The 13641-nt window shown below is 59.9% G+C and carries 10 protein-coding genes and 1 rRNA gene; 9 read left to right on the forward strand and 2 right to left on the reverse strand.

Annotated features, from left to right (window positions below; translation table 11 throughout):
* The first annotated feature begins 75 nt into the window (after nt 1-75).
* Nucleotides 76-188, forward strand: a 5S ribosomal RNA gene (gene rrf, locus FJQ89_RS21530).
* Between the two features lie 286 nt (nt 189-474).
* Here rrf and rtcR read toward each other — a convergent pair.
* The gene (gene rtcR / locus FJQ89_RS21535; protein WP_141171641.1) at nt 475-2082 is read right to left on the reverse strand and encodes an RNA repair transcriptional activator RtcR; all 1608 of its coding nucleotides are present in this window, start codon (nt 2080-2082) and stop codon (nt 475-477) included.
* 295 nt (nt 2083-2377) lie between these two features.
* Here rtcR and FJQ89_RS21540 point away from each other — a divergent pair, with 295 nt between their 5' ends.
* The 4 genes from FJQ89_RS21540 to FJQ89_RS21555 all read left to right on the forward strand — a co-directional run bounded on the left by FJQ89_RS21540 (nt 2378) and on the right by FJQ89_RS21555 (nt 6121).
* Nucleotides 2378-3613, forward strand: a complete 1236-nt coding sequence (locus FJQ89_RS21540) for an RtcB family protein (protein WP_141171642.1) — start codon at nt 2378-2380, stop codon at nt 3611-3613.
* 16 nt (nt 3614-3629) lie between these two features.
* Entirely contained in the window at nt 3630-4646 is a 1017-nt protein-coding gene (gene rtcA, locus FJQ89_RS21545; RefSeq protein ID WP_141171643.1) for an RNA 3'-terminal phosphate cyclase, read from the forward strand.
* Nucleotides 4647-4777: 131 nt separating this feature from the next.
* Nucleotides 4778-5263: a cytochrome c-550 PedF gene (gene pedF, locus FJQ89_RS21550; RefSeq protein ID WP_141171644.1), complete on the forward strand. Its 486-nt coding sequence runs from the start codon at nt 4778-4780 to the stop codon at nt 5261-5263.
* Nucleotides 5264-5287: 24 nt separating this feature from the next.
* On the forward strand, nt 5288-6121 hold the full coding sequence (locus FJQ89_RS21555) for a substrate-binding periplasmic protein (RefSeq protein ID WP_243136187.1): 834 nt from the start codon (nt 5288-5290) through the stop codon (nt 6119-6121).
* 120 nt (nt 6122-6241) lie between these two features.
* Here FJQ89_RS21555 and FJQ89_RS21560 read toward each other — a convergent pair whose 3' ends face one another.
* Nucleotides 6242-8380, reverse strand: a complete 2139-nt coding sequence (locus FJQ89_RS21560; protein ID WP_141171645.1) for a TonB-dependent receptor family protein — start codon at nt 8378-8380, stop codon at nt 6242-6244.
* Between the two features lie 203 nt (nt 8381-8583).
* On the opposite strand from FJQ89_RS21560, the gene FJQ89_RS21565 reads away from it, so the two are divergent.
* From FJQ89_RS21565 to FJQ89_RS21580, 4 genes are all read left to right on the forward strand, one after another.
* Complete coding sequence (locus FJQ89_RS21565; protein ID WP_141171646.1) at nt 8584-9540, forward strand: beta-propeller fold lactonase family protein; 957 nt, start codon at nt 8584-8586, stop codon at nt 9538-9540.
* A 348-nt stretch (nt 9541-9888) separates the two neighbouring features.
* The gene (gene adh / locus FJQ89_RS21570; protein ID WP_099760759.1) at nt 9889-11409 is read left to right on the forward strand and encodes an aldehyde dehydrogenase; all 1521 of its coding nucleotides are present in this window, start codon (nt 9889-9891) and stop codon (nt 11407-11409) included.
* 54 nt (nt 11410-11463) lie between these two features.
* On the forward strand, nt 11464-11853 hold the full coding sequence (locus tag FJQ89_RS21575; protein ID WP_034756816.1) for a DUF779 domain-containing protein: 390 nt from the start codon (nt 11464-11466) through the stop codon (nt 11851-11853).
* A gap of 49 nt (nt 11854-11902) precedes the next feature.
* Nucleotides 11903-13639, forward strand: coding sequence for a methanol/ethanol family PQQ-dependent dehydrogenase (locus FJQ89_RS21580; RefSeq protein ID WP_279239614.1), 1737 nt, complete (start codon nt 11903-11905; stop codon nt 13637-13639).
* Nucleotides 13640-13641 lie beyond the last annotated feature (2 nt).

Below are 13641 nucleotides of genomic sequence, written 5' to 3' on the forward strand. Positions count from 1 at the left end.
CATTACCCCAATCTTTGCTTCTTCCAGATTCAGGCTTTGTCGCTCAACTGAGGACAAATGCCAGTACAAGTTATGCCTGATGACCATAGCAAGTTGGTCCCACCCCTTCCCATCCCGAACAGGACCGTGAAACAACTTTGCGCCGATGATAGTGCTGCAACCAGTGTGAAAGTAGGTTATCGTCAGGCTTGTTATTCGCAGTAGAGAAAAACCCGATCAGAAATGGTCGGGTTTTTTTCGTCTGGTGGTTTTGTTTGCTGCTGGTGCTGGTGGTGGCTGTCGGCTTACGCGCGTTGCGCTAAGCCGACCTACGCCGACCTACGCCAACCTGCGCCGACCTGCGCCGACCTGCGGTCGGAGCCTCCATAGCGCCAACGCAAAAGTCATCGCCAACGTGCGCGGCGGGGGGATGCGCCCCGGTGGGGCACATCCCGATCACGAAGTGACTGACTCCGGCTGTACAGGCGTCGGGTTTTATCGGCTCACGTTCTCCCAGCTCACGCCAAACTTCGTCAGGTATTTTTTCAGCCTGTCGGCGTCATTCGGCTTGGCTTTCGCCGCACGCGAGACGGCATACAGTGTGCGGCCCGCATCGGACAGGCTGTTCGATTGCCGGCACACCTGGATCACAGCCTGCAACTGCAGCGCATCGAACAGGTCGAGTTGCGAAGCCGCCTGCTCTCCCATGATCCCTGTCAGGTCCACTTCCGCATTATCGCTGCGCCCATCATGATGTCGCCACATCCGCTGCAGGCGCTTGATCTCTTCGTCGACGACACTATCCGTGATGCGCCCCGCCTCCGACAGGGTGGCCAGGCGCGTGACAGCGGCAGACAGGTCGCGGAAATTGCCATTCCATGCCGAGGCGGGCAAGGTGGCGAAACGCATGAAGCGTTCGCGCGCCTCCTTGTTGAAGCGCACTCTTTCGCCCGTTTCGGCGCCATATTGCGCCAGCAGGTATTCCAGGTTCGGCTCGATGTCTTCCGGCCGCTGCGTCAGGCCCGGTAATTCGTAGGTCCACAGGTTGATGCGCGCGTACAGGTCTTCGCGGAAGCTGCCGGCAGCCACCTCTTTACCCAGGTCGCGGTTGGTGCCGGCGATCAGCTGGAAGTCGCTTTGCACTTCCGTATCGGCACCGACGGGGAAAAAGCGCTTTTCCTCGATGGCTTTCAGCAGCATCGCCTGCTCGTCGAGTCCCAGCTCACCGATTTCGTCGAGAAACAGCAATCCCTTGTGTGCGCTGCGCAGCAAGCCTGGCCGATCCGCTCCCGCGCCCGTGAAGGCGCCCTTGATATGGCCGAACAGAGTGGAAGCGGCGCCATCGCCATGCAAGGTGGCGCAATTGAGGTCGATGAATTTTCCGTCGATCTGGTGGCGTGATTTTTTCAGCTCATACACGCGGCGCGCGAGGAAGGATTTTCCTGCGCCGGTCGGCCCCATCAGCAGCATGGGGGCTTTCGATTTGATGGCGACTCGCTCGATTTCCTCGATCATCCCGTTGAACTTCGCATTGCGCGTGGCGATGCCGGACTTCAGGAAGGCCACGCCTTCGGCCTGTTCGCGCGTAAAACGCTGGGCGATCTGGTCGTAGCGCGACAGATCGAGGTCGATCAATGCGTAGCTGCCGGGATTGCCGGCAGCCTGGCGCCTGGGCGGCGACGTTTGCACGAGGCGGCCCGGAAAATAGCGTGCTTCCGTCATCAGGAACATGCAGATCTGCACCACGTGGCTGCCGGTGGTGATGTGGATCCAATAGTCTTCCTTGTCCGGATCGAACGGGTAGTTGTTGGCAAAATCGTAGAGGGCGCCGTACACGTTCTCGAAGTCCCAGGCATCGCTGATGGGTAGTTCGTGGGCGATCAGCCTGGTTTCAGGCGAGACGCTGGCGATATCCTGCGATACCTGGCGTACCAGATTGTCAAACTGGCTGCCCGCGTACAGCAGTTCGAAGCGGTCGATGATCTTGTCCTCATGCTGGGTCAGGGCGATGCTGGGGCGCCACTTTTCCCAGCGTGCCGCTCCCCTGCCATTGTCGAGCTGCGTGCCGAGAAAGCCGATGACGACGGTGCGTTTTGCTTGCATAAATTGGATAAATATTTATCTAAAAAGATAATTATAGTTTAGATTGTAATGCGCAGGAACTTGCTCGGCAGAACATGCATTTAAATATTATTTAATTAAATCAATGGGTTATATGTATCTTGGGTGAAATATTAAAAGCTGGCACAGCGCTTGCAATAGAGAGTGTAGCAACGAGATGAAAGTAGAGAGCAGGGAGGAACGAAAATGGCCAGTACCTACCTCCAGAGCCGATACGTCGGCAGACGTTTTACCAAGCCTTGTCATCACCCCTTATAAAATAGAAGAAAAGAAGCAGATGAAAAACGAAGAATACGAAGTCCTGCATACCGAAGGCAGCCGTCCCATCAAAATGTGGACCCGTGGCGTGCCCGTCGAAGAAGCGGCTAAAAAACAATTGCGCAACACGGCGGCCCTGCCGTTCATTTACAAGCATATCGCCGTCATGCCCGACGTCCACCTGGGTAAAGGGTCGACCATCGGCAGCGTGATTCCCACCCTGGGTGCGGTGATTCCGGCGGCGGTGGGCGTGGATATCGGTTGCGGCATGATGGCGGCGAAAACCACGCTGACGGCCAGCGACTTGCCCGATAACCTGGGACCACTGCGCAGTGCCATCGAACGCGCCATTCCGCACGGGATGTCGCCGAAGACGCGCGGCCACCGTGGCCGCGACGAAGGTTCCTGGCAGACGCCGCCATCGGTAGTTGATGCGGCATGGCTGCAATTGAAGGATGAATTCGATGCCATCTGCCTGAAAACGCCGAAGCTGAAAAATACGAATCACTACCGCCACCTGGGAACTTTGGGCAGCGGTAACCACTTCATCGAAGTGTGCCTCGACGAGCAGGGCTCTGTGTGGTTCATGCTGCATTCCGGCTCGCGCGGCGTGGGCAATGCCATCGGCACCCATTTCATCGAACTGGCCAAGCAGGATATGCGCACGCACTTCATCAACCTGCCCGACCAGGACCTGGCTTACCTGGCCGAAGGTACGCAGCATTACGACGATTACGTGGAAGCGGTGGGCTGGGCGCAGCGTTTTGCGCGCAACAACCGCGAAGTGATGATGCAGAACCTGATCGCGGCCGTGCGCACGGTCATCCATAAACCGTTCCAGACGCATGTGGAAGCCGTCAACTGCCACCATAACTATGTGCAGAAGGAACACCACTTCGGCAAGGACGTGCTGGTCACGCGCAAGGGGGCCGTGTCGGCCCGTGCCGGCGAGCTGGGAATCATTCCCGGATCCATGGGCGCGAAGAGTTTTATCGTGCGCGGCAAGGGCAATGCGGAGAGTTTTCATAGCTGCAGCCACGGTGCGGGACGCACGATGAGTCGCACGGAAGCGAAGCGGCGCTTCAACCTGGCCGACCAGATCCGCGCCACCGAGGGCGTGGAATGCCGCAAGGATGAAAATGTGATCGATGAAATTCCGATGGCCTACAAGGATATCGATGCGGTGATGCTGGCGCAGCGCGAGCTGGTCGATGTGGTGCATATCCTGAAGCAGGTCGTGTGCGTCAAAGGTTAAGAGAGAGAAAGCAGAGATGATAGAAATTGATGGAGCGCAAGGTGAAGGCGGCGGACAGATTTTGCGTTCGGCGCTGAGCCTGTCCATGATCACGGGGCAGCCGTTCCGGCTGATTAACATCCGCGCGGGACGGGACAAGCCCGGCTTGCTGCGCCAGCATCTGCTGGCCGTGCAGGCTGCAGCCGCCATTTGCGGGGCGCGCACGACGCCGGTGGCGCTGCGTGCAACCAGCCTGGAATTCGTGCCGGGGACAATTCGTAGCGGCGAATACCGCTTTGCCATCGGCAGCGCCGGCAGCTGCACCCTGGTGTTGCAAACCTTGCTGCCGGCCCTGCTGCATGCGGATGGGCCGACCACCGTGCGCATCAGTGGCGGCACGCACAATGCCATGGCGCCGCCCGTGCATTTCCTGCAGCGCGCGTATGGCCGTGTTCTGGAGCAGATGGGCGCCGAGGTAGAGATGACGCAACAGCGCTATGGTTTTCATCCCGCAGGCGGCGGCGAGGTGCTGGCCACCGTGCAACCGTGCCAGCGCTTGCGGCCCATTTCACTGCTGCAGCGCGGCGAACGGAAGGCCGGGTATGCGGAAAGCGTGGTGGCGGGCGTGCATGTAAACGTAGCGCAGCGCGAGCTCGAGCGTGTCGCCGACGGCATGGGCTGGAGCGGCAAGCAGCTGCGCCTCGTCGGCTTGCCGGCGGAGCAGGGACCGGGCAACGTCCTGTTGCTGACATTGGAACATGAGCACGTCACGGAAGTATTTACGTCGTTCGGTGAAAAATCCTTGCTGGCCGAAACGGTTGCCAAGCGCCTGTTGAACGAGGTGCGCGCCTATCTCAAGACGGACGCGGCAGTCGGCGAGCACCTGGCCGACCAGCTCTTGCTGCCGATGGCGCTGGCCGGTGGCGGTAGCTTCAGTTGCAGCAAGGTGTCGCAGCATGCGCTGACGAATGCGGAGGTAATTGCCCGATTTTTGCCCGTGCGTATCACTTTCGAGCAGCGGGAGGGGGGCAGCATCTGCACGGTGGCCGCCTGACCCTCTTGGTGACACAGATACCTGTTGCAGCTGTTCCAAATTGATACATGGGCGACCGGATGTGGGGCATGTACGCATGGCATGGCATTTGCTCTTCTTGGATATTCACTAAAAAAACCAAGGAGACCAGCATGACCTATTCCATCCGTACCCTGCTCGGCGTGGCAGCCGCCGGCGCCGTCGCCCTCACTTCCCTGCTGACCTTGCCGCAGGCCTATGCGCACGGCAATGTCACGCCGCAAGGCGTCGACACCACGGGCTTGCCCAAGGTGGGCGACAAGTGGCTCGAACAAAACCCGTATCGGGGCAACAAGCTGGCCTTGACGGTCGGCACGTCGGCCTACAACCAGAATTGCGCGCGTTGCCACGGTATCGAAGCTATCTCGGGCGGCATCGCACCGGACTTGCGCCAGCTCGACCGCGATTGCTTCGGTATCAAGAATGAGACAAAGAAACAGGCTTGCTACAAGGAAACTGACAATTATTTCCTGGCGAGCATCCGTCACGGTAAAGTACGCAATGGCGCCGTGTACATGCCGCCGTTCGAAGGCGTCTTCAACCAGGAAGCCATGTGGGCCATCAAGACCTATCTGGAAACCCGCCGCGAGCCTAACTGAGCCGATTGACCACCAAGGAGTCCCATGCATTCATTCCAACTCCCGGGCGCGCGCGCGATGCTCTCGCTCGCCTGCCTGGCGCTATGCGCAGCCGCGCCAGCGCGCGCCGACTGGCAGAAAGTGCAGCAGTCGGGCAGCCTGAAAGTGGCGGTGTACAACGAGTTCGCGCCGTTTTCCGACAAGGGCACGGGCATCGATATCGACATTGCCGAAGCGCTGGCCAAAAAGCTGGGTTTGAAACTGAGCTTGCTGCCCTTTCCCGCCGGTGAAAACCTGAACGACGATTTGCGCAATATGGTGTGGAAGGGGCATTACCTCGGCTATGGTCCCGCCGATGTGATGCTGCATGTGCCGGTCGATAAAAAATTGATGGCCGATAACGATAAGGTCGAAATCTTTGCGCCGTATTATGTGGAAACCGTGCGCCTGGCGCACAGCGCGCAAGCCGTGCCGCAATTCGATGGCGTCGCTTCGCTGGCCGGCAAGCGTATCGGCGTGGAAAAGGTATCGATCGCCGCCATGCTGATGCTGGGCGAAGACAATGGCAAGTACCGCGACGACGTGCGCATCTTCGACACGGCCGCCGAAGCCTTGCAGCAATTGCAGGCAGGCAAGCTCGACGCCGTGCTGGCGAATCGTTCGGAAATCGAGTCGGTGCTGAAAAGCGATCCCGCTTTTCCCTTGAGCGAAGTGGCGTTCGCCCGCCTGCCGCGTGCCGGCTGGGCCGTGGGCCTGGCCGTCAGCCGCCAGCAGCTCGACGTGGGCAAGTTGCTGCAGGCAGCCATGAACGAGATGGCGGCCAGCGGTGAATTGAAAGCCATCTTTGAGAAATATGGGGTGAAGGAAGCGCGGCCGTAATAGGCCATGTTGAATGACAATAAAGCCCGCGCTTCGGAAGAGGCGCGGGCTTTTTCATGAGAACGCCTGAAAAATGTTCAGGGCAATGCAACGCCGCCATGGACTTTTTCTCAGGTGTTCTTAAAACGAGTATTGCGCGCTAGCGCCTAACAACCAATTGCGTCCCGGCGCCGCTTCATAGTAGCGCTTGTTGCTGTCGCCGACGATGACGGAGCCCACGTAGGTCTTGTCGAAAAGATTGTTCAGGCGGGCAAACTCCTTGAAGCGCCAATTCCCCACGTTTTGCTTGGCATTGACCCTGGCATTGAACACCGTGTAGCCGGGCGCCGGTTTTTCGATATTGCTGTCTTCCGCGTACACCTGATTGCTGGCCACGCTTTCCAGCGCCGCGCCGAAGCGGTCGAGCGTGTCTTTCCAGGCCAGTTCCGCAAACAGGTTGGCGCTGGGCGCGCCCGGCAAGCGGCTGCCTTCGCGCACATTGCCAAAGGCCTGGTCATATACGGCGTGCAGGCTGGTCAGCGCCACTTTTGTCGTGAAACCATACGGCAGGCTGGAGTCCAGGGACACTTCCATGCCCTGGCGCAAGGTCTTGCCCGCATTGCGGTAGCTGGTGCGCCCTCCGCTGGAACTGTCGACCACCAGCTCGTCGTTGGTCTTGATCTGGAACACAGCCGCGTTCACATGCGTGTTGTTGCCGATCCTGGCCTTGACACCCGCCTCCAGGTTGGTGCTGGTGGCCGGTTTCAGCTGGTAATTGAAGCCGCCGCCCGTGCCCGAGTAAAACAGTTCGTTCAAGGTGGGTGCTTCGAAGCCGCGCGCGGCGCTGGCGTACACGTTGACGTTCGGCGTCAGTTTATACAGCAGGCCCAGCACCGGAGTCGTGTGGCTGAATTCCAGGCTGCCGCTGTCGTTGCCATTGCTGAGGAAATGGTCGTTAACTTCCACTTTCATCTTGCTGTAGCGCACACCAGCGCTGAGCAGCCATGGCCCGCTTTGCCATTCCATCTGGAGATACGGATCGAGGCTGGAGACGACATCCTGCTCGTCGCGGCGCAGCTTGCCTTTTACGCCAAAGCTATTGCCAATGTAATTCTCATAGCCGGTGCGGTCATCGCTGGAGCGGCCGTAATCGATGCCGATGGTGGTGCTCAGCTTGCCGTCAGCCAATTGATTTACGTGCAGCCAGTTGGTATCGATGCCATAGAACTGGCGCTGGAAGTCGACCACACCGCCCGAATGGCTGGCCGGTGCCTGGAAGCCTTTGGTGAAAGCCTGGTACTGGATGACATCGCGGTTGCCGCCATACACCATCACATGCAGGCGGTCGTCGCCAAACGCTTGTTCATAGGTGGCGCCGATCTGCTGGTGGTCGATACTCTTGCGCGTGTTGTAGCGCTCGGCCAGGGTGCGTTTCGGGCTCTGTGTATCCGTCGTATCGATTTCGCCGGCGCGCGGGTCGCGGGCAAACGTGGCCCAGGTGGCGCCCAGCGGATCTTGCGTGTTGCCCTGGTGCAGGCTGTTGGCGACGATGGTCAGCTTGCTGTCCGCATTGGGCTTGACGGTGATCTTGCCGAACGCCTGTTCGCGCGTGGCGGCGCTGTGGTCGCGGAAGCCATCCGTGCGGAAGCGCGAACCGTCGAGCACGTAGCCGATGCCGCCTGCCTGGCCTTGCGCCGTCAGGTCCACCTTGCTGGTGCCGAAACTGCCGCCCGTTACATTTAGTTCGACGGACGGGGGATTCTGCCCATCCTTGGAAAACAGCTGGATCACGCCGCCAGAATGGTTGCCATAGATGGCAGAAAACGGTCCGCGCAGCACTTCGATGCGCTCGGCCGTATCGAGGTTGAAGGTAGCGGCCTGGCCCTGGCCATCGGGCATGCTGGCAGGAATGCCATCGCTGATCAGTTTGACGCCGCGCACGCCGAAGGCCGAGCGGGCGCCAAAGCCGCGCGACGAGATCTGCAAGTCTTGCGCGTAGTTCTGGCGGTTCTGCACAACCAGGCCCGGCACTGCGGCCAGCGCTTCCGATGCATTGACGCGGATTTGGCCATCCTGAATGCGGGCGCTGTCGACCACGTCGAGCGAGGCCGGCACTTCCTGGCTGGGGTGGGCGATGCGGCTGCCGCTGATGACCACCGTATCCATGAGTTGCCCGTTGGCCAGGTCAGCTGCCTCGGCGGCGAAAACGTGGGGGGCGAGGGTGGCGCTGCCGGCGACAAACAGGCTGGCAATGGTGTTCAAGCGGAAACGATGCTGCATGCGGGTTCTCCAATGTGAATAAAAGCCTGCTTGAGCGCGTGAGCGGCGCAGGTCTGCATAGTTGTATCAAGCAATATGCCTGCCATGTCTCCATTGGTGGGCTGAAATTATACGCGCGTCAGTGGCACGGCGTTTGCATGCAGCAATGTTCAGAGGCGCCGATGCCGCGCGCTTTTCCTGTGTTTTCCATTGAAAAGGTGATTATGCCCAACTTCTTCTCACGCTTGCGACAGGTCTGCTGGCTGCTGCCTGCGCTTGCCAGCAGCGCCCTCCAGGCCGCTCCTTTTGCCTATGTCCCCAATGAAAAATCGGGCACCTTGAGCGTGATCGACACGGCGACCGACCAGGTGGTGCACCAGATCGCGGCAGGCAAGCGGCCGCGCGGCATCGCCGCCGACCCGACCGGGCGGCAATTGTTTGTCACCGATGCCGCCAGCAGCGCCTTGTTGCTGATCGATAACGCGAGCGGCACGCCCGTGCGCACGGTGGCGCTGGGCAAGTCGCCCGAAGGCGTCAGCGCTTCGCAGGACGGTCGTTACGTGGCCGTGGCCGTCGAGGAAAACAACAGCGTGAGCTTGCTCGATGGTCAGACGGGCGTCTTGCTCGCCGATATCAAGGTGCAGGGACGCAATCCGGAACATGCCGTGTTTAGCCCGGACGGGCGCTGGCTGCTGGTCAGTGCGGAAGAGGCCGAGCAAGTCGATGTCATTGATGTGACGCAACGCCGCCAGGTGGCGTCCATCGCCGTGGGCTTGCGTCCGCGCGGCATTGGATTCAGTCCGGACTCGGGCCACGCCTATGTGGCGTGCGAACTGGTCAACGCCGTGTATGTGATCGACATGGCTGCGCGCAAGGCCGTCGCCACCATTCCAGCGGGCAAGAATGCCAACGGCATCGCCGTCCATCCCAGCGGCAAGCAGGTGTATGTCTCGAACGGCACGGACGGCACGGTGATGGTGATCGATACGGCCAGCAACAAGGTGACGGCCACCATTCCCGTCGGCAAACGTCCGTGGAATATGGCCATCACGCCCGATGGCAGCAAGCTGTACGTGGCCAATGGCCGCTCGAACAGCGTGTCCGTCATCGATACTGCCAGCGCGCGCAAAGTGGCCGATATTGCCGTGGGCGAATTGCCATGGGGCGTGGTGATACGGTAGTGGTACAGGCGCAGGTGTTCCAGTCTGGTACACCTGTTCCATTGTGCAGCGGCGCAGGGAGCGCGATGCGGGGTGGTGGCGAGGCTGGCACGGATTGGAACAGGGGCCGCGCCGCCTGTTCAAAACGCCAACACAGCCACGCCCACGGCTCAAGCCCGGGGCATGCGCTGAAAAGCGCGCCGGTATTGACGCCACGCCCTTGTAACAGGGGGAAAAGCGGCTAAGTTTGTAGTGGGATGGTGAGCTGGCACGGCATTTGCGGAAGACTCCGTGTACTCACCCCATCTGTACCAGGACGTTTGATTTTAATTAAGTAATTCCATTCTAATTAACCCGATAGAGGACGACATGAATCTCGCAGACATCAGCAAACTGGGCGTAGCCAATCCCTTCAAACAACGTTATGACAATTACATTGGCGGCCAGTTCGTTGCACCAGTAAAAGGTGAATACTTTCCTAACATCACACCCATCACGGGCTTGCCGTTTTGCGAAATCGCCCGTTCCACGGCGGAAGATGTCGAGCTGGCGCTGGACGCCGCGCATGCCGCCAAGGATGCCTGGGGCAAGACTTCACCCGCCGAGCGCGCCAATATCCTGAACCGCATCGCCGACCGCATCGAACAAAACCTGAGCCTGATCGCCACGGCGGAAACCATCGATAACGGCAAGCCGATCCGTGAAACGATGAATGCCGACATTCCGCTGGCCATCGACCATTTCCGTTACTTCGCCGGCTGCATCCGCGCGCAGGAAGGTTCCGTCGCGCAAATCGACGCGGAAACCTATGCCTATCACTACCATGAGCCGCTGGGTGTCGTGGGCCAGATCATCCCGTGGAATTTCCCGATTCTGATGGCCGTGTGGAAACTGGCGCCAGCCCTGGCCGCCGGCAATTGCGTGGTCCTCAAACCGGCCGAGCAAACCCCCGCCTCCATCATGGTGTTGATCGAACTGATCGGCGACTTGCTGCCACCGGGCGTGTTGAACATCATCAACGGTTTTGGCCTGGAAGCGGGCAAGCCGCTGGCGTCGAGCAAGCGCATCGCCAAGATCGCCTTTACGGGTGAAACGGGCACGGGCCGCTTGATCATGGGCTATGCCGCGCAAAACCTGATTCCCGTCACACTGGAGCTGGGCGGCAAGTCGCCGAACATCTTCTTTGAAGATGTGATGGATGCCGATGATGATTATTTCGATAAGTGCCTGGAAGGCTTCACCATGTTTGCGCTGAATCAAGGCGAGGTGTGCACCTGCCCATCGCGCGTGCTGATCCAGGAATCGATCTACGAGAAATTCATCGAACGGGCCTTGAAGCGCGTGGCCGCCATCAAGCAGGGCAACCCGCTCGACTCGTCCACCATGATCGGCGCCCAGGCGTCGCAGGAGCAGCTGGAGAAAATCCTGTCCTACCTCGACATCGGCCGCCAGGAAGGCGCCGAAGTGCTGGCCGGTGGTGAGCGCCATACGCAGGCAGGCGATCTGGAGGGCGGCTACTACGTGCGTCCGACGGTGTTCAAGGGCAACAACAAGATGCGCATCTTCCAGGAAGAGATCTTTGGACCAGTCGTGTCCGTGACCACCTTCAAGGATGAGGCCGAAGCGCTGGCGATTGCCAACGATACCTTGTACGGCCTGGGTGCCGGCTTGTGGACGCGTGACGGTTCGCGCGCCTTCCGCATGGGACGCGCCATCCAGGCGGGCCGCGTGTGGACCAATTGCTATCACCTGTATCCAGCCCACGCCGCGTTCGGCGGCTACAAGCAGTCGGGTATCGGCCGCGAAAACCACAAGATGATGCTCGACCACTACCAGCAAACGAAGAACTTGCTGGTGAGCTATAGCCCGAAAGCCCTGGGCTTCTTCTAAACCGGCAACAGGCGCCGCGCCCTTAGCCGGGGGCGGCGCGCAGAAAGGGATGCCATGAGTGCAGCAATTGCCCGGGTGGTCGCCACCGATGCGGCGCTGGAAATGATGGACAAGTTACGCCAGCGTCACGGCCCGCTGATGTTTTTCCAGTCGGGCGGCTGCTGCGACGGGAGTGCGCCCATGTGTTATGCGCTGGGCGAGTTCGATGTCAGCGATACCGATATCTATCTCGGCAACTTGAATGGCACACCGTTTTACATGGGACTCGAGCAATTCGAGTACTGGGAGCATACCCAGTTGATTATCGATGTGGTCGATGGCAATGGCGGCATGTTTTCACTCGACAACGGCACTGGCAAGCGCTTCCTGACGCGCTCGCGCCTGTTCACCGATGAAGAGTGCGCGCTATTGCATGCCCAGCCGCATGAGCACCGCAAGACCTGATACACACATACTAATAAAACAGAGGGAGATGATTGTGCAGAAAAAAATCATGGGGATCGTCGTCGGTTTGAGTGTCGCCTCGTTGGTCCAGGCGGCCGACGTGGGCAATGTCACCAATGCCATGCTCGACAACACGGCGAAGAATCCGGCCAGCGTCCTGTCGTTTGGCATGGGCACGCAGGGGCAGCGCTATTCGCCGTTGACGCAGATCAATGACAAGACCGTGGCCAAGCTGGTGCCGGCCTGGTCGTTCTCGTTTGGCGGCGAAAAACAGCGGGGCCAGGAATCGCAGCCGCTGATTCATAACGGCAAGATGTTCGTCACGGCATCGTATTCGCGCATCTTTGCCGTCGACTTGAAAACGGGCGCCAAGCTGTGGAAATATGAGCATCGCTTGCCGGACGGCATCATGCCCTGCTGCGACGTGGTCAACCGCGGTGCCGCCCTGTATGGCAACCTGGTGATTTTCGGCACGCTCGACGCCTACCTGGTGGCGCTGGACCAGAACACGGGCAAGATCGTCTGGAAGGAAAAGGTCGACGACTATGCGGCAGGGTACTCGATGACGGCCGCGCCGCTGATCGCCGAAGGCTTGCTGCTGACGGGCGTGTCGGGCGGGGAATTCGGTATCGTGGGGCGGGTCGAGGCGCGCAACCCCATGACGGGTGACCTCGTGTGGAGCCGTCCTACGGTCGAGGGCCATATGGGCCACCGCTACGACAAGGATGGCAAGGCGAGCGATAACGGCGTATCTGGCACGGTCAACAAAACCTGGCCGGGCGACCTGTGGAAAACGGGCGGCGCGTCCACCTGGATGGGCGGCACCTACGATCCGCAAACCAAGCTGGCCTATTTCGGCACCGGCAACCCGGCGCCATGGAACAGCCATTTGCGTCCCGGCGACAACCTGTATTCCTCATCCACCGTGGCGCTGGACGTCAAGACGGGCCAGATCAAATGGGCGTATCAAAACACGCCCAACGATGCCTGGGATTTCGATGGCGCCAACGAGTTCGTCACCTTCGACATGGATGGCAAGCGCTACGGCGGCAAGGCCGACCGCAACGGTTTCTTCTATGTCATCGATGCTACCAACGGCAAGCTGCAGAACGCCTTTCCGTTTGTGAAGAAAATCACCTGGGCCAGCAGCATCGACCTGAAAACGGGACGGCCGAACTACATCGCCGCCGGCCGCCCAGGCGATCCGACCAAGGGAGAAGAAGGCAAGAAAGGCACGACCGTGTTTGCCGCGCCTGCTTTCCTCGGTGCAAAAAACCAGATGCCGATGGCGTACTCGCCGCAAACCAAGCTGTTCTATGTGCCGGCGAACGAATGGGGCATGGATATCTGGAACGAGCCGATCAGCTACAAGAAGGGTGGCGCCTTCCTCGGTGCAGGCTTCACCATCAAGCCCTTGTTTGACGACTACATCGGCGCCATGCGCGCCATCGATCCGAAGACGGGCAAGATCGTCTGGGAAATCAAGAACAACGCGCCGCTGTGGGGCGGCGTGATGAGCACTGCCGGCAATCTGGTGTTCTACGGCACGCCGGAAGGCTTCCTGAAAGCCGTCGACGCGAAGACGGGCAAGGAACTGTGGAAATTCCAGACGGGTTCCGGCGTCGTGGCGCCGCCCGTCACCTGGCAGGATGGCGATACGCAATATGTAGCCGTCGTATCTGGCTGGGGTGGCGCGGTGCCGCTGTGGGGTGGCGAAGTGGCCAAGAAGGTCAACTTCCTGGAGCAGGGCGGCTCCGTGTGGGTCTTCAAACTGGCATCGAAGTAACG

Origin of the sequence: Janthinobacterium tructae, assembly GCF_006517255.1 — a bacterium.
GTDB lineage: Bacteria > Pseudomonadota > Gammaproteobacteria > Burkholderiales > Burkholderiaceae_D > Janthinobacterium > Janthinobacterium tructae.